This window comes from Actinoplanes sp. NPDC051411, assembly GCF_040682075.1.
In the GTDB taxonomy this organism is placed as follows: Bacteria; Actinomycetota; Actinomycetes; order Mycobacteriales; family Micromonosporaceae; genus Actinoplanes.
Window position 1 is genome coordinate 1 of record NZ_JBFBAD010000130.1, and the last position, 16,156, is coordinate 16,156.

At 72.5% G+C, this 16,156-nt stretch carries 13 protein-coding genes; 5 read left to right on the forward strand and 8 right to left on the reverse strand.

Annotated features, from left to right (window positions below; all coding sequences use genetic code 11):
* Positions 1-91: 91 nt before the first annotated feature.
* Positions 92-790 (reverse strand): DivIVA domain-containing protein, encoded by a 699-nt coding sequence (locus AB0M88_RS43330; protein ID WP_364112317.1) that lies wholly within the window; start codon positions 788-790, stop codon positions 92-94.
* Positions 791-902: 112 nt separating this feature from the next.
* Between AB0M88_RS43330 and AB0M88_RS43335 the strand changes: the two genes are divergently transcribed.
* From AB0M88_RS43335 to AB0M88_RS43350, 4 genes are all read left to right on the forward strand, one after another.
* A complete protein-coding gene (locus AB0M88_RS43335) occupies positions 903-2,540 on the forward strand; it encodes an ATP-binding cassette domain-containing protein (protein WP_364112319.1) in 1,638 nt (545 codons plus the stop codon).
* The gene (locus tag AB0M88_RS43340) at positions 2,533-3,945 is read left to right on the forward strand and encodes an aminotransferase class V-fold PLP-dependent enzyme (RefSeq protein WP_364112321.1); all 1,413 of its coding nucleotides are present in this window, start codon (positions 2,533-2,535) and stop codon (positions 3,943-3,945) included. The genes AB0M88_RS43335 and AB0M88_RS43340 overlap by 8 nt, the downstream gene beginning before the upstream one ends.
* A 12-nt stretch (positions 3,946-3,957) precedes the next feature.
* Positions 3,958-4,707, forward strand: coding sequence for a maleylpyruvate isomerase family mycothiol-dependent enzyme (locus tag AB0M88_RS43345; protein ID WP_364112323.1), 750 nt, complete (start codon positions 3,958-3,960; stop codon positions 4,705-4,707).
* A gap of 662 nt (positions 4,708-5,369) precedes the next feature.
* Positions 5,370-6,359, forward strand: coding sequence for a LacI family DNA-binding transcriptional regulator (locus tag AB0M88_RS43350; RefSeq protein ID WP_364112325.1), 990 nt, complete (start codon positions 5,370-5,372; stop codon positions 6,357-6,359).
* Between the two features lie 208 nt (positions 6,360-6,567).
* Here the strand turns inward: AB0M88_RS43350 and AB0M88_RS43355 are convergent, their stop codons facing one another.
* From AB0M88_RS43355 to AB0M88_RS43380, 6 genes are all read right to left on the reverse strand, one after another.
* Entirely contained in the window at positions 6,568-6,942 is a 375-nt protein-coding gene (locus AB0M88_RS43355) for a YciI family protein (RefSeq protein ID WP_364112327.1), read from the reverse strand.
* Positions 6,943-7,044: 102 nt separating this feature from the next.
* Positions 7,045-7,716 carry a DUF3632 domain-containing protein gene (locus AB0M88_RS43360; RefSeq protein WP_364112329.1) on the reverse strand — a complete coding sequence of 224 codons (672 nt, stop codon included), beginning with the start codon at positions 7,714-7,716 and terminating at the stop codon, positions 7,045-7,047.
* Between the two features lie 10 nt (positions 7,717-7,726).
* On the reverse strand, positions 7,727-8,269 hold the full coding sequence (locus tag AB0M88_RS43365; RefSeq protein WP_364112355.1) for a TetR/AcrR family transcriptional regulator: 543 nt from the start codon (positions 8,267-8,269) through the stop codon (positions 7,727-7,729).
* Positions 8,270-8,666: 397 nt separating this feature from the next.
* Entirely contained in the window at positions 8,667-10,631 is a 1,965-nt protein-coding gene (locus tag AB0M88_RS43370) for a biotin carboxylase N-terminal domain-containing protein (protein ID WP_364112331.1), read from the reverse strand.
* A 7-nt stretch (positions 10,632-10,638) separates the two neighbouring features.
* A complete protein-coding gene (locus AB0M88_RS43375; RefSeq protein ID WP_364112333.1) occupies positions 10,639-12,234 on the reverse strand; it encodes an acyl-CoA carboxylase subunit beta in 1,596 nt (531 codons plus the stop codon).
* The gene (locus AB0M88_RS43380) at positions 12,231-13,907 is read right to left on the reverse strand and encodes an acyclic terpene utilization AtuA family protein (protein ID WP_364112335.1); all 1,677 of its coding nucleotides are present in this window, start codon (positions 13,905-13,907) and stop codon (positions 12,231-12,233) included. Before AB0M88_RS43380 ends, AB0M88_RS43375 begins: the two co-directional genes overlap by 4 nt.
* A gap of 77 nt (positions 13,908-13,984) precedes the next feature.
* Here AB0M88_RS43380 and AB0M88_RS43385 point away from each other — a divergent pair, with 77 nt between their 5' ends.
* The gene (locus AB0M88_RS43385) at positions 13,985-15,133 is read left to right on the forward strand and encodes an acyl-CoA dehydrogenase family protein (RefSeq protein WP_364112337.1); all 1,149 of its coding nucleotides are present in this window, start codon (positions 13,985-13,987) and stop codon (positions 15,131-15,133) included.
* Between the two features lie 3 nt (positions 15,134-15,136).
* Here the strand turns inward: AB0M88_RS43385 and AB0M88_RS43390 are convergent, their stop codons facing one another.
* On the reverse strand, positions 15,137-16,141 hold the full coding sequence (locus AB0M88_RS43390; protein ID WP_364112339.1) for a LacI family DNA-binding transcriptional regulator: 1,005 nt from the start codon (positions 16,139-16,141) through the stop codon (positions 15,137-15,139).
* Between the last annotated feature and the right edge of the window lie 15 nt (positions 16,142-16,156).

Consider the following 16,156-nt stretch of genomic DNA (forward strand, 5'->3'; position numbering starts at 1 on the left):
GCTCCTGCTGGCGGCGCGCCGCCGGGCGCGCGGGGCCGGCCGGCGCGCGGCCCGGCCGGCCCGCCCGGCCCCCCGGCCCCCCCACGGCCGGTCAGTGCGGCGCGTCGGGGACGCTGTTGAGCTCCTGCAGCTGCTGGGTGACGTGGCTGTTGAGCGCCGCGTGGTAGCTCTGCGCGAGCTGGCCCAGCCGGTCGATCTCGTCGAGCAGGGCGGCCCGCTTGGCACTGATGCTGGCGATCGCCTCGGAGTGGGTGCGCCGGGCGTCGCTCTCGATCGTGCCCGCCTTGAGGGCAGCCTCGCTGGTGATCTGCTCGGCCTTGGAACGGGCCTGCGAGATCAGCGCCTCGACCTCGCGCTCGGCGTCGCGCATGTGGTCGTCGGCGGTGCGCTGGGCCATCTGGAGCACCCGGACGTTGCGGTCGTCGTCGCCGATGCTGGGCATCGCGCCGGACTGGGACCGCGACTCCGAGCGGGCCCGCTCGAGCTGGGACTGCATGTTGCGGGCGTTGGCCTCGGCCCGGTCGCGGGCCTCCTGGAGCCGCTCAAGCTCGCCGACCAGGCTGGCGAACTCGCCGGTCAGCACCATGGTCGAGGCCGCGCTGCCGCCGCCTGCGGCTCCGCCGCCGCGCTGCATGGTGTCGCGGAGCGAGCCGTTCTCCTCGAGCAGCCGGATGAGCTCCTGCTCGACCTCGTCGAGGAAGGCGTCGACCTCTTCCTCGTCGTAGCCACGCTTGCCGATCGGCGGCTTCTTGAAGGCCATGTTGTGGATGTCAGCCGGAGTGAGCGGCATGGTGCTCCTCGTTCCCGTCGGTTGCGTGCGGCCATGAATCCTACGCAACCACCCTGTGGGCGCGCGCCCGGCGTGATCACCGCGAGTTGATATCGACCGGTATCGTGGCCGCGTGGCGGTTGTGGACGATCCGCGGGCGGCGCTCCGCCGCGGCCTGTCGGTCGAGGCCAGAGGCCTTTCGCAGGTGGTGCGGGGTGGGCGGCGCACCCTCGAAAATGTTTCACTCTCCGTGCGGCCGGGTGAACTTGTAGCGATCATCGGGGCCAGCGGAGCGGGCAAAACGACCCTGCTCGACGCATTGTCCGGAATGCGACCGCCGGCTTCCGGCTCGGTGCGGCACGACGGCCGCCCGGCTCCCGACGATGCGGTGGGTTATGTCCCGCAAGACGACATCATTCACCAGCAGCTGCCGCTGGCCCGTACGTTGCGGTACGCGGCCCGCCTGCGCCTGCCCGCGGCGACGACGCGGGAGGAGGTGGACCGCCGGGTCGCCGAGGTGCTGGACGTGCTCGGGCTGGCCGGTCGCGCCGGCACGCGGGTCGGGTCGCTCAGCGGGGGCGAGCGCAAGCGGGCCAGCATCGCGGTCGAGCTGCTCGCCCGGCCGCGGGCCCTGTTCCTCGACGAGCCGACCTCGGGGCTCGATCCGGCGGCGGCGACGGAGTTGCTGAGCCTGCTGCGGCGGGTCGCGGCCGACGGCGTACCCGTGGTGTTGACCACTCACAACCCGGCGGATGTCTCCCGGTGCGACACCGTCGTGGTTCTCGCGCCCGGAGGGCGCCTGGTCTTTTCCGGTACGCCGTCGCGAGCGCCCGCGCACTTCGGGGCGGATGACGTGCCGGGCATTTACGGTCTGCTAGCGGCGGCGCCGCCTTTCGAGGCGTCGCCGGCGACGGCCCGCGGCTTCCAAGACGCGCCGAGCCCGCGGCGGCCGCCCGGCGTGCTGCGGCAGACCGCCCTGCTCACCGCCCGCAACCTGGCGATCCTGCGGGCCAACCGGCTCACGCTCGCGATCCTGGGCGGGTCGCCGCTGGTCATCCTGGCGATGTTCCTGATGCTGTTCCGGGCCGGCGCGTTCGATTTCCGGCATCCCGACCCGTCCACCACGGTGATGATCCTGTTCTGGATCGCGTTCGGGGTGTTCTTCTTCGGGCTGACCTACGGTCTTCTGCAGATCTGCGCCGAATTGCCGATCCTGCGCCGGGAGGTGTTCGGCGGCCTCGGCCTCGGCGCCTACCTGGCGGCCAAGGTCGCGCTGCTGATGCCGCCGCTCGCGCTGGCCGACCTGCTGTTGCTGGCGGTGCTCCGCGCGCTCGACCGGCTTCCGGCCCGCGATTTCGCCGGGCTCTATCTGACCGCGTTTCTGGCCTCGGCGTGCGCGCTGGCGCTCGGCCTGCTCTGCTCGGCGAGCGTGTCCGATGTCGCCCAGGCCACGCTACTGCTGCCGATGCTGTGCTTCCCGCAGGTGCTGTTCGTCGGGGCGATCCTGCCGGTGCCGGTGATGGCGCCGGTCGGGCGCTGGATCAGCTACGCGATGTCCAACCGGTGGTCGTTCGAGGCGCTGGGGCACGACGCCGGGCTGCCCGCGCTGTGGCGGGACGGTGGTTCGCCGCTCGGGCCGCCGCTGCTCGCCTCCTACGGCTCCAGCTTCGACCGGGCGACGGGGGTGAACTGGGTGATCCTGGCCGGGATGACCGTGGTCCTCCTCGGCGGGGCGCTGCTGGTGCTGCGCAGGCGGTGCCCTCGTGGATGAGTTCCTCGCGCGCTACCCGGGCTATGCGTCGACGTCACGCGTCGACGAATTGCGCGCGACCGAATATTCCCATCTGGACCGGAACGGCGAGGTCTATCTCGACTACACGGGCGCCGGGGTCTACGCCGAATCTCAGGTGAGGGCCCATTATGAGCGGGTGCGCGGCCGGGCGTACGGAAATCCGCATTCGGAAAATCCGGCCTCCGCCGCCTCGACGGACTTGGTGGATTCGGCCCGCCGGGCCGTGTTGCGCTTTCTGAATGCCCCGGCCGACGAATACGCGGTGATTTTCACCGCGAACGCCTCCGGGGCCTGCCGACTGGTCGGGGAGGCCTACCGGTTCGGGCGCGGGCGCGATCTCGTGATGGCCTTCGACAACCACAATTCGGTCAACGGGATCCGCGAGTTCGCGCGGCGGGCGGGCGCCCGGCGGCGATATGTTCCGCTCGAGCCGCCCCATCTCCGCATTTCGAACCGGTCGCTCGAACTGGCGCTGGGCGGCCGCCGGCGGCGCGGCCTGTTCGCCTTTCCCGCCCAGAGCAACTTCACCGGTGTCCAGCATCCGCTGCACTGGGTCGACGACGCCCACAGGTCGGGCTACGACGTCCTGCTCGACGTGGCCGCGTTCCTGCCGACCAACCCGCTCGACCTGACCGCGGTCAAACCGGATTTCGTGCCGATCAGCTGGTACAAGGTGCTCGGCTACCCGACCGGCCTCGGCTGCCTGGTCGCCCGCCGCGACGCCCTCGCCCGGCTGCGGCGGCCGTGGTTCGCCGGCGGCACCATCACCGCGGTCAGCGTCGGCACCGAATGGCACGAACTCGCCACCGACGAAACCGCCTTCGAGGACGGCACGCTCAACTTCCTCAGCGTGCCCGACCTCGAGTTCGGCCTGAACTGGGTGGAGAGCGTCGGCCACGACGTGATCCGCGCCCGCGTGCGTGACCTGACGGGCTGGCTGCTCGACTCGTTGCCGCGGCTCAAGCACGCCAACGGGCGCCCGCTGGTCCGCGTCTACGGCCCGCCCGGCCTCGACGGCCGCGGCGGCACGGTCGCCTTCAACCTGCTCGACCCGGACGGCGAGGTCGTCGACGAGCGCCTGGTCGCCGGGGAGGCGACCGCGGCCGGCATCTCCCTGCGCACCGGCTGCTTCTGCAACCCCGGAGCCGGGGAAGGGGCCTTCGAGATCGGGCGGCGCCAGCTCCGCGGGTCGCTGCGCTGGGGCGTACGCACGGTGGACGAGTACATCGCGATGATGGGCATCCCCACGGGCGGGGCGATCCGCGTGTCGCTCGGTCTCGCCTCCACGTTCGGCGACGTGCAGCGGCTCCTCGACTTCCTGGAGCAGACCTACCCCGACCGCCGCGCCTCCTCTAAAGGATTGGCGCCGCGCCTGCGCTGCTGATAGGAAGGCGGCGTGGAACAGACCGAACTGCTGCGCCTGATCGACGAACGGTCGGCCGCCTTCCGGGCCGCGGTCGCCGCCGCGCCCAGCATGGACGCCAAGGTGCCGACCTGTCCCGGGTGGACGCTGTTCGATCTGGTGCGGCACCTGGGCGCGGGCCGCCGCAAGTGGGCCGCGATCATCGCCGCCGGCCCGGCCGACGCCCCTCCGGACAGCTCCACGTGGGACATCCCGGCGCCGGCCGAACGTGAGGCCCTGCTGGCCTGGTTCTCCGCATCGATCGAGCGGCTGCTCGACGCGCTGCGCGAGGCCGGCCCGGATCGCGCCTGCTGGACGTGGTGGGGCGACTCGCAGTCCCCGCAGACCTCCGGTGCCGCCGCCCGGCACCAGCTTCAGGAGATCGCGGTGCACACCTACGACGCCCAGTCCGTCGCGGGTGACCCGCAGCCGCTGCCGGCCGTGGTGGCCGCCGACGGCGTCGAGGAGTTCCTGTCCGTCTGCTGCTCCACGACGGTCGCCTGGCCGCACGAGCCCGCCGCCGTCGACTACCACATCATCGATGGCGACTCCTGGCGCCTGCGGCTCTCGGCCGACGGCGCCCGCCTGACCACGCCCGGCGACGACCCGGCCGACGCCGCCGTGTGGGGCACGGCCGGCGACCTGGTCCTGCTCCTCTACGGCCGCGTCCCGCTGGACTCCCTCAAGCTGGAGGGCGACCGGCGCCACTTCGAGCGGCTCATCGCCTGGGACCCGTCGGAGTAGGACCGGGATCGAGCGTGTCTCGGGCTGGACCTGTTGTCTTCCTGCGCGACGTCGAGTTCCCGGGGAGAGGGCCTCGATCGCCGTCTCGCTCAGGATCGGCATCTCGGCTGTGGCATCGACCTCGCGCTGTCGAGTGATCCTCTGCCACCCCGTCCGGGGGGCCGGGATCGCCGGTCATGCGGCTCCGCGGGTTGATCTCGGCCAGATCCGCGGCGGGATCAGCAGCCGGATGACCACCCGGAATTGACCGGCTCGTTCCAGCGGCTCAACCGCTTTCGCGAAGGACTGCGCGGCCGGAAACCCGCCCGCGTACTCATGGCCGCCTTGCGTGGGCCTGCGACTCGGATCCGGGTGCTCGACCAACAGCGACCGCCGGACCGCCCGGCACCCCGGCGGCGGGACCCTTGCCCGCGTCAGCCGGCGGAAGTCCGCGCCGCCGCCGAAGGAATGTGAGGAGTGCGGCGACCGGCCACCGGGGGCGGTCGTCGACCACCGGGGCGTCGGGCAGCGCGGACGTGGACGATCGCCGGGCGTACTCGACGGCCAGGAACAAAGCTTCGAACGCCATGCGATTCTCCTTCCGTTAGCGCTAACGTGAACGCTAACGGAAGTGTCGCGTGCAACCGCTCCGCCGTCAACCGGTGGGCTACGATGTGGCGATCGTGGACGAACGACCAGGCAAGAGACCGACCCTGCAGGACGTGGCGCGGCTGGCCGGCGTGTCACATCAGACGGTGTCTCGGGCGATCAACGACAAGGGCGAGATCGATCCGCAGACCCGCCGCCGCGTGCTCGACGCGGCCCGGCAACTGCGCTACCGGCCCTCGCGGTTCGCCCGGGGACTGGTGCGGCCCGACTCGACCACCATCGGTCTCGTCGTCGCCGACGTCGTCAATCCCTTCTTTCCGGAGCTGATCGCCGGCGTGCTCGACGCCGCCGCGCAACGACGCTGGCAGGTCGTCGTCGGCAGCTACCAGCGCCACCCCGGCCGCGAGCCGGAGCTGCTGCGCTCGCTGGCCGGCCAGGTGGACGCGCTGATCGGCTTTCTCGCCGAACCGGACGACGTGATCACCGCCGCGATCGGACAGACGCCGCTGGTCGTCGTCGACCGGCACACCCCGCACTCCGCCCTGGGCCGGGTCGACATCGACGCCCGCGGCGGCATCCTCGCCGCCGTGCGCCACCTGCACGCCCGCGGCCACCGGCACATCGGGATGCTCGACTGCCCCGCCGGCGGCGACCCCACCCGCAAGGCGGCGTTCCTCGCCGGAGCCGCCGAAAACGGGCTCACCGTCGCCGCGGACGCGATCGTGGACGTCGACGGATCGATGGCCGGCGGCGAGGCCGGCCTCACGACGCTCCACGAGACAAACCCTGACCTCACCGCCGTGTTCGCCTGGAACGACGTGGTCGCCCTCGGCGCCCACAAAGCGGCCCGGCGACTGGGCCGCGCCATTCCCCGCGACCTGGCCCTCGTCGGCTTCGACGGACTCGACCTCGGCGAACTGATCGAGCCGCCGTTGACCACCGTCTACCTCGACAAACGCCGCATGGGCGAACTGGCGGTGATACAGGCGGAACAACTCCTCGAGGGCACAGACCCCGACGCCGCCCTCGTCGCCACCGAACTGTTGATCCGCTCCTCGACGTGAACGGTCATCGGCTCATCGCCGGGCGGCGCCACCGCCGGCGGCGCCCGTTCAAATGCCGAGCCTTGACCGGTCGAGCCCAGGCCATCCAGTCGAAGGATCCGGCCGGGGACCGGGCTTCGCCCCACGCCCGGGCCCCGGGGTCCTGGTTCAGGTCAACCGCGGCCTCGCCGACGTGGTGGGACCTTTCCGATCAGGCGTCGCCGAGACGTCATCCGCGCTGAGCGGCCCGGCGGAGCATCTCGTCGGTTTCGGGATCGGGCATGAGCTCCCGGACCTCCTGCGCACACCGGCAACCGACGGCGATCTTGGCCGCCCAGGCCAGTGCCTCCTCGCGGGTGGCCACCTCGACGACCGCGAACCCGCCGATGACCTCCTTGGTCTCCGGGTAGGGGCCGTCGGTGACCATCCCGTCCGTGGCCACGATGCTCGCCCGCTGCCTCTGCAGGCCGCCGCCGTACACCCACACCCCGGCGTTCACCGCCTCCTGGACCACCGCGTGCGAGGCCTTGCCCACGTCGTCCCAGTCGCCGTCCGGGATATGGTCCATCGCGCCGTCGTTGAACGAGATCAGGTACTGCGTCATCCCATGACTCCCTTGTTCCGGACGGCCTCCTGCGGCCGCCTGTCACCTGTTCCACGAACAGCCCGCCCCGGATCCGACGCCAAGCCAGAAGATTTTCCCGCCTCAACCCCGGAAGTGCGCGGCGATCCGGGCGTCGAAGCGGCTCATCAGCTTGACGCCGTCGGGGGAGCCCCGGTCGGCCAGGGCGTTCCGCCAGGCGATCCAGCGGGTCACGCTGAAGCCGCCCTCGGCCCTTGCAGCAGGGTCACCCAGCCGGCCGGCATAGGTGCGGCCGTGCACGCAGGCGTCGACCAGCTGCGTCCCGGCGTGGCGGAACCACTCGATCGCGGGTGGCAGCGGGCCCCGCTCCTCCAGGGCGGTGACGATGGTGCGCAGGCCGAGCGGCAGGAAGTCGGCCACCGAGGCGGTCAGGCGGGCGGCGAAGGCGTTCAGGCGCACCCAGTCGTCCGGGTCGTGCGGCTCGTCCCAGGCGCGGCTCAGGCGGTCGCCGAGCAGGGGCAGGTCGGTGAGCACGCGCTGGGCCCAGACACGGACGCCCGGCAGCTCATGCCGTTGCACGCCGGCGACCAGGTCGACGAGCAGTGTCTGCGAAGCGACGGGGGTGTCGGCGGCGGCGATGACGAGAAGGTCCCAGGCGACCTCGAGGTGCGTCTCGATCTCGTCCGGATCGCCGGGCGGCAGCGGGGCGATGAAGGCGGCCACCGCGGCGTCCACGTCACCGTCCGGGCCGAGCAGGCGCTCGATCAGGAAGTGGTAGTGAGCGAGAGGGTTCATCGGGCCCGCTTCATGCCAGGACCGTAGCGAGCTGCGTCGACCAGGCCCGCACGACCCGGGCGCGGCGGCGGGAGTCGTCGGTCAGGACGTCGGCCAGGGCGAGGCCGCGGGCCAGGTCGAGGGTGGCCTGGATGAGGCCGCGCATCGCCGGGTCGCTGTCGTCGGCCCGCAGCAGCCGGACCGCGCGGCGGTGCACCTCGCGGGCGAAGTGCTTCTCGAGCGGAACCACGGCGGCCCGCAGTTCGGGATCGGCCGCGGCCACCGTCCACACCTGCAGCGCGGCCCGGAACAGCTCCCCGCCGACCGCCTCGACCAGGTCGGCGACGACGGCGTGCACCCGCGCCGGCCCGCTGCCGGAGGGTTCGGGCAGGGCGTCGAGCATGGCGACCCGCGAGGCGAACATGTGCTCGAGCGCGCCCAGGATCAGGTCCTCCCGGGTGCGGTAGTGATGCTGTACGGCCCCCCGGCTGATCCCGGCCTCGGCGGCGATGAACCCGACCGTCGACACCTCCCACCCGTGCGTCGCCAGGCAGCGGATCGTCGTCTCCAGCAGCCGCTGCCGCGTCGCCCGGCTCCGATCCTGCTTAGGGCCACCCGAAGATCCGCCCGAAGCCCGAGCAGCGGAGCGGCCCGGGGTGGGTGCGGAAGAGGTGCCCGAGGTGGGTGCGGGGGACGCGCCCAGGGTTGGTGCGGCGGAGCGGCCCGGGGTGGGTGCGGAAGAGGTGCCCGAGGTGGGTGCGGGGGACGCGCCCAGGGTTGGTGCAGGAGAGTGGCCCGGGGAGGGCGGGGGAGAGGTGTCCGGGGTGGGTGCGGGGGGCGCGCCCGGGGTCGGTGCGGGAGAGCCGCCGGTGGTGAGCGCAGGAGAGGCGCCCGGGGCCGGGGCGGGAGTGCCGCTCCGGCCGCTCGCAGCGGACCCGCTCGAGGAGCGGGCCCGGGAGCCGGCCGGAGGGTCAGGCTTCGACGGCATCCACCACCGCCAGCGGGGTGCCCTGGGCGACCTGCTGGCCGACCGTGACCGGCAGCGCCGTCAGCACGCCCGAGGCCGGGGCGCGCACCACGTGCTCCATCTTCATCGCCTCCAGCCACAGCAGCGGCTGGCCGGCCGTCACCACGGTGCCCACCGGGGCCGCGACGCGGATGACCGTGCCGGGCATCGGCGCGATCAGCGCGCCCGCGGGCAGTGCCGCCGCCGGGTCGGGGAACCGGGGTACGACCGTGAGCTCGACCGAGCCCAGCGCCCCGTCGATCACCACCCGGTCGGCGAAGCGCGTGACCGAGAACGATCGTTGGACGCCGTCGAGTTCGAGGACCGCCGAGGTGGCGTCGGCGGACACCACCGAGATGTCGTCGTGGCCCTCGATCTCGGCGCCGTCGCGGTCGTGCCGGTAGCGCACCTCGAGCGACTGGTCGCCGGCCGCGTAGACGCGCGTGCGCCAGCCGACCGGGATCGACCGGAAGCCGCGGCGCAGTCCGGGCAGCAGCGGTCCGCGCTCGTGCGCCACGTCGGCCAGGGCGGCGGCGGTCGCGGCCACGGCCGGGTCGAGGCCGGTGCCCGCGAGCAGCGCGGCCGGGGGGTGGGCGGCGTAGAAGCCGGTGCCGGCGGTGCCGGCCCGGAACTCCGGGTGCAGCAGGCTCGCGACGAGCAGGTCGCGGTTGGTCGGCACGCCGTGCAGGCGCGAGCGCCGCAGGGCTCCGGCCAGCTGCCGCGCCACGGCCTCGCGGTCCTTCCCGTACGCGATGACCTTGGCCAGCAGCGCGTCGTAGTGGACGCCGACGACGCTGCCGCCGGTGATGCCGGCGTCGACGCGTACGCCCGAGAGCGGAGGGCCCGCGAAGCGGGACGTGGCCGCCGGGATGTCGAAAGTGATCACCTCGCCGGTTTGGGGTCGCCAGTCGTCGAGCGGCGCCTCGGCATAGAGGCGGGCCTCGATCGCGTGGCCGGTCATCGTCGGCTCGGGGCCGGTCAGCGGCGCGCCGGAGGCGACGTCGAGCTGGAGTCCGACCAGATCGGTTCCGGTCACGGCCTCGGTGACCGGGTGCTCGACCTGGAGGCGGGTGTTCATTTCGAGGAACCAGAAGCCGCCCTTGTCGTCGGCCAGGAACTCGACCGTGCCGGCGCCCCGGTAGCCGACCGCGGACGCCGCGTCCCGACCCGCCGCCAGCAGGCGGCCCCGCAGGTCGCCGCCGAGCCGGTCGACCAGGGGCGACGGCGCCTCCTCGATGACCTTCTGGTGCCGTCGCTGCAGGGAGCACTCGCGTTCACCCAGCGCCCAGACCGTGCCGTGCGCGTCGGCCATCACCTGCACCTCGACGTGGTGGCCGTCCTCGAGGTAGCGCTCGCAGAACACCGCCGGGTCGCCGAACGCGGCCGCCGCCTCCCTTTCCGCCGAGGCGACCGCTTCGGGCAGCGCCGCGAGGTCGTGGACCACCCGCATGCCGCGCCCACCGCCGCCGGCCGACGCCTTCACGAGAATCGGCAGATCGCTTTCGGTCACAGCGGCCGGGTCGAGTTGCTCCAGCACCGGCACCCCGGCGGCCGCCATCAGGCGCTTCGACTCGATCTTGGAACCCATCGACGCGATAGCGGGCGGTGGCGGGCCGATCCACACGAGACCGGCGTCGATCACCGCCCGGGCGAAGCCGGCGTTTTCCGACAGGAAGCCGTATCCGGGATGGATCGCCTCGGCGCCGGCCTTCCGCGCCGCGGCGATGATCAGGTCGCCGCGCAGGTAGGTGTCGGCCAGCGCGGAACCCGGCAGCCGGACCGCGCTGTCCGCCTCCCGCACGTGGGGTGAGCCCGCGTCCGGGTCGGAGAAGACGGCGACGGTCGTCAGGCCCCGGCGGCGGCACGTGGCGAAGACCCGCCGGGCGATCTCGCCCCGGTTGGCCACGAGCACGCTGGTGAATCCGGTCATCGAACCCTCACATCCGGAAGACGCCGAAGGAGCCGGTGCCCTCGACCGGCGCGGTGTGTATCGCGGACAGCGCGACGCCGAGCACGTCGCGGGTGTCCCGCGGGTCGATGATCCCGTCGTCGTAGACGAGGCCGGACAGGACCGCCGGCATCGCCTCGGCCTCGATCTGCTGCTCGATCATCTGGCGGACGACCTGGGCGCCGTCCTCGTCGAACGGCTTGTTCTGGGCCAGCGCCGACGCCTTCGACACCATGTAGGTGACGTCGGCCAGCTGCTGGGCGCCCATGACCGCCGACCGCGCGCTCGGCCAGGCGAAGACGAAGCGCGGGTCGAACGCCCGCCCGCACATCCCGTAGTGCCCGGCGCCGTACGAGTTGCCCAGTAGCACCGAGAGATGGGGCACGGTCGAGTTGGACACCGCGTTGATCATCATCGAGCCGTGCTTGATGATGCCGTTCTGCTCGTACTCCCGGCCGACCATGTAGCCGGTCGTGTTGTGCAGGAACAGCAGCGGCGTGTGGGAGCGGTTGGCCAGCTGGATGAACTGGGCCGCCTTCTGTGACTCCTCGCTGAACAGCACGCCCTGGGCGTTGGCCAGGATGCCGACCGGGTAGCCGTGTATCCGCGCCCAGCCGGTGACCAGCGAACCGCCGTACAGCGGTTTCATCTCGTCGAAGTCGCTGTCGTCGACGATGCGGGCGATCACCTCGCGAGGATCGAACGGCGCCTTCAGCCCGGGCGGCACGATCGCCAGGAGATCGTCCGCGGCGTAGCGCGGCGGCTGTGACTCCGACGGCGAGGCACCCTTCTTCTGCCAGTTGAGCCGGGCCACGATGCGCCGGCCGAGGCGGATCGCGTCCCGCTCGTCGACGGCCAGGAAGTCGGCCAGCCCGGACACCCGGGCGTGCATCTCCGCGCCACCGAGCGACTCGTCGTCCGACTCCTCGCCGGTGGCCGCCTTCACGAGCGGCGGCCCGGCCAGGAACACCTTCGACCGCTTCTCGATCATCACGACGTGGTCGCTCATCCCCGGCAGGTAGGCCCCGCCCGCGGTCGAGTTGCCGAAGACCAGCGCGATCGTCGGGATCCCCCGCGCCGACAGACGGGTCAGGTTGCGGAACACCGCCCCACCCGGGATGAAGACCTCCTTCTGCGTCGGCAGGTCGGCCCCGCCCGACTCGACCAGCGAGATCACCGGCAGCCGGTTGGTCAGCGCGATCTCGTGCATCCGCAGCGTCTTCCGCAGCGACCACGGGTTGCTCGATCCGCCCTTGACCGTCGGATCGTTGGCGATCAGCAGGCACTCGACGCCGCTGACCACGCCGATCCCCGCCACGACGCTGCCGCCGACCGCGAAGTCCGACCCGTAGCCGGCCAGCGCGGCCAGCTCCAGGAACGGCGCGTCCCGGTCGAGCAGCAGCTCGATCCGCTCCCGCGCGGTCAGCTTGCCGCGGGCGTGGTGCCGGGCGACCGCCTTCTGGCCGCCGCCGGCCACCGCCCGCGCGGTCTCGGCGGCGATCTGGTCGAGCGCTTCGAGCATCGCCTTCCGCGCCGCCTGCGCCGGTTCGGCACCGGGGTCCAGCGTGGACCGCAAGATCGTCATGCCTGCTCCTCGGGCAGAGAGTCCTCGAGCAGCGACTCGGGGATGTCGACGAGCCGGGAGCGCAGCCACTCGCTGAGCCCCTTGGCCTGCGGATCGAACCGCGCGTTGTAGGCCACGCCTTCACCGAGCAGCCCGTCGATCACGACATTGACCGCCCGCAGGTTGGGCAGGTAGGTGATCGTGACCGGAAGATCGGCGGCCTCCGGCAGCAGGGCGCGAATCTCGCGCTCGGTGACCATCGCGGCCATCCAGGCGTACGCGTCGTCGCCGCGCACCCAGAGCCCCACATTGGCACTTCCGCCCTTGTCGCCCGACCGCGCCCCGACGACCGTCCCCAACGGCAGCCGCCGCGTGGCCCCGCCGGTGAGCGGGGCCGGAGGTGCGCCGGTCCAGGGTTCGAGCGGGCGGGTCGTCGCCGGTGGGGCGATCGGGCGCACGGAGCCGTCGGGCAGGACGACCTCGTGCGACACCGCCGACCGGGGGACGAAGCCGGGGGTGAAGACGCCGTAGGGGCGGGCGCCGCCGGGCGGGGTGGTGGTGAAGAAGCCCGGATAGGAGCCCAGCGCCAGTTCGATCGCCGGGTTGACGAAGGCGCGGCCCGCGACGCCCTCGCCGGGGTCGCGGGCGACGACCGTGAGCAGGGCCGACGCCTGCTGTTCGGTGGGGGCGTCGGGGTGGTCCAGACGGGCCAGGGTCCAGGTCACCTCGGCCGGGGACACCACGGCCGCGGCCTCGAACTGGCGCCGGAACAGGGCCGCCTTCGCGTCGATGTCGAGGCCGGTCAGCACCACGGTCAGTTCGTTGCGGAAGCCACCGAGCGCGGTCCGGGACACCTTGAGCGCCGGGGGCGGGGGCTCACCGCGTACGCGGGAGACCCGGACCCGGTCGGGGCCGGCGGCCGAGAGATCGACCGTGTCCAGGCGGGTGGTCACGTCGGGGCCCGCATAGCGGGCGTCGCCGATCTCGTAGACCAGCTGAGCCGTCACCGTGCCGACCGTGACCGCGCCACCGGTCCCCGGGTGTTTCGTGAGCACGCAGCTGCCGTCGGCCTCGATCTCGGCCAGCGGGAAGCCGGGGTGCAGCGGGTCGGCGATCTCGGTGAAGAAGGCGTAGTTGCCGCCGGTCGACTGGGTGCCGCACTCCAGCAGGTGGCCGGCGACGGTGGCCCCGGCGAGCGCGTCGAGGTCGGTGCGGGACCAGCCGAAGTGCGCGATCGCGGGCCCGACCACGAGCGACGCGTCGGTGACCCGGCCGGTGACGACCAGGTCGGCGCCGGCCCGCAAGGCCTCGGCGATGCCGAAGGCGCCCAGGTAGGCGTGCTCGCCCGCCTTCAGTTCGTCGCCTCGGACCAGTGCGATCTTCGCGTCGACGCCGAGTTTCCGGATCGCGCTGACCAGGCCGGCCGGATTGACGCCGCCGGCGTTGCTGACGATCTTGACGTTCTTATCGAGGGCCAGCGCCAGGCAGTCCGTGAGCTGGGTCAGAAAGGTGCGGGCGTAGCCGGCGTCCGGATTCCTGGCCCGGTCGCGGCCCAGGATCAGCATGGTCAGCTCGGCCAGGTAGTCGCCGGTGAGCACGTCGAGGTCGCCGCCCTCGAGCATCTCGCGCATGGCGCTCAGGCGGTCGCCGTAGAAGCCCGAGCAGTTGCCGACTCTCAGCGTCCCGCGACTCATGGTTCGGACCCTGGCACATCGGGGAAAAACAAGCAAGCGCGCTTGTTTCTGGTTCGCCGCCTCGCTACCGTCGGGCCATGCGGCTCACCGAGGACCACCGCGCCTTCCGCGACAGCGTTCGCCGATTCGTCGACACCGAGGTCAACCCGCACGTCGACGGGTGGGAAGAGGCCGGCCGGGCGCCGCTGCACGATCTCTTCCCCAAGGCGGCCGCCCTCGGCCTGCTCGGCCTCGAATACGACGAGGCGTTCGGCGGCGAGGGCGCCGACCACAGCTTTCAGCTGGTCGCCGCCGAGGAGTACGGGCGGATCAACGCGGCCGGCGTCGGCATGGCGATCGGTGTGCAGGCGATGATGGCCACCCCGTCACTTCATCAGTACGGCACGCCGGCGCTGAAAGAAGAGTTTCTCACTCCCGCGATCGCGGGCCGGGCGGTTGCCGCGATCGCCGTCACCGAACCGGACACCGGGTCGGATGTCGCCCGGCTGCGCACCCGCGCGGTCCGCGACGGCGACCACTGGGTGATCACGGGCCGGAAGATGTACATCACCAACGGCGCCCAGGCCGACTGGCTGTGCCTGCTCGCCCGCACCTCCGACGAGGGCGGCTACCGCGGCATGTCCCAGATCGTCGTGCCGACCGCCTCGCCCGGCTTCACCGTCGTGCGCACCCTCGACAAGCTCGGCAACCGCTGCTCGGACACCGCCGAACTGGAGCTCGACGAGGTGCGGGTGCCGGTGGCCAACACGATCGGCGAGATCGGGCGCGGGTTCCAGCAGCAGATGCGGCAGTTCGTCATCGAGCGGGTCTTCGCCGCCTACACGACGGCCGGGCAGTGCCAGCACGCGCTCGACCGCACCCGCGCGTTCATCAAGGACCGGACGGTCTTCGGCCGGCCGCTCGCCGACCGGCAGTACGTGGCGTTCCGGCTGACCGAGCTGCAGGCCGAGGTCGACCTGCTGCGCAGCCACAACCTGCAGACGTGCGAGGCCATCATGGCCGGGGAGGACGTGACCCGCGCCGCCACGGTGGCCAAGCTCAAGGCGGGCCGGCTGATCCGCGAGGTCGCCGACTGGTGCCTGCAGTTCCACGGCGGCATGGGCTACCTGGAGGATTCGTGGACGGCACGGCTGGTCCGCGACACCCGGCTGACGTCGATCGGGGCCGGGGCCGACGAGGTGATGCTGCAGGTGCTCGCCCGGCTGGACGGGCTGCCCGCGTCCTGACTTCTACCGGCAGCCGCAACTTTGCCGGACGGTGAGTTCGACCGGGAAGCGGCGGTGCTCGGTCGGGCTCTCCGGGTCGGCGATGCGGTTGAGGAGCAGTTCGACGGCGGCGACGCCGAGGTCGTGCATCGGCTGGCGTACGGAAGTGAGGGTGGGCCGGGCGATCAGCCCGGCGGCCAGGCCGTCGAAGCCGGTCACGATGACGTCCTCGGGGACGCGGACGCCCCGGGCCTGGAGTTGCTCGAGCAGCGCCAGGGCGTCGGCGTCGGTGCGGCAGACGTAGGCGTCGGTCCGGTCGTGCGAGGTGGGGAAGGCGGCGGCCGGAGCGGCCGGGGCCGGGATGCCGGCTTCCTCCAGCGTGTCGCGGAAGGCGGCGAACCGGGCCCGGTAGTCGGGGGTCCCGGTGGCGCCGACGAACTCGGCCGAGCGGATGCCGTGGGCCTCGACCAGGTGGCGGACCAGGTCGGTCATGCCCTGGCGGTTGTCGACCGTGATGCTGTTGAGGTGGGGGTGATCGGCGCCCTCGGTCACCGACACCACCGGGATGCGCTCGGCGACCCGCATCAGCGTCTCGGGGGTCAGCATGTGGGGAAGCAGCACCAGGCCGTCGACCCGCCCGGCGATGTCGACCGCGGTCGTGTCGACGTCGCTCGCGTCGCCGTCGCCGACCATGATCGCGTAGCCCTGGCTCCAGGCCGCCCGCTCGATGCCGTACTGCACCTCGTGGACCCAGCGCGGGAAGTGCCGCAGGCCGGCGTTGACCTGGTCGAACCGGCCGGCCGGCGGGGTGCTGCCGTCCCAGAAGATGAGCCCGAACGACTTCGTGTGCCCGACGGCCAGGCCGCGGGCGCTCGCGCTCGGCACGTAACCGAGCGCCTGGGCGGCCGCCAGAACCGCCGCCCGGGTGGCCGGCTTGACCCGCGACGGCCGGCTGAAGGTGAACGAGACCGTGGCGATCGAGACGCCGGCCGCCTGGGCGACGTCGTAGACGGTCGGTGACTTGGCCAACGCTCTCCTCCGAAC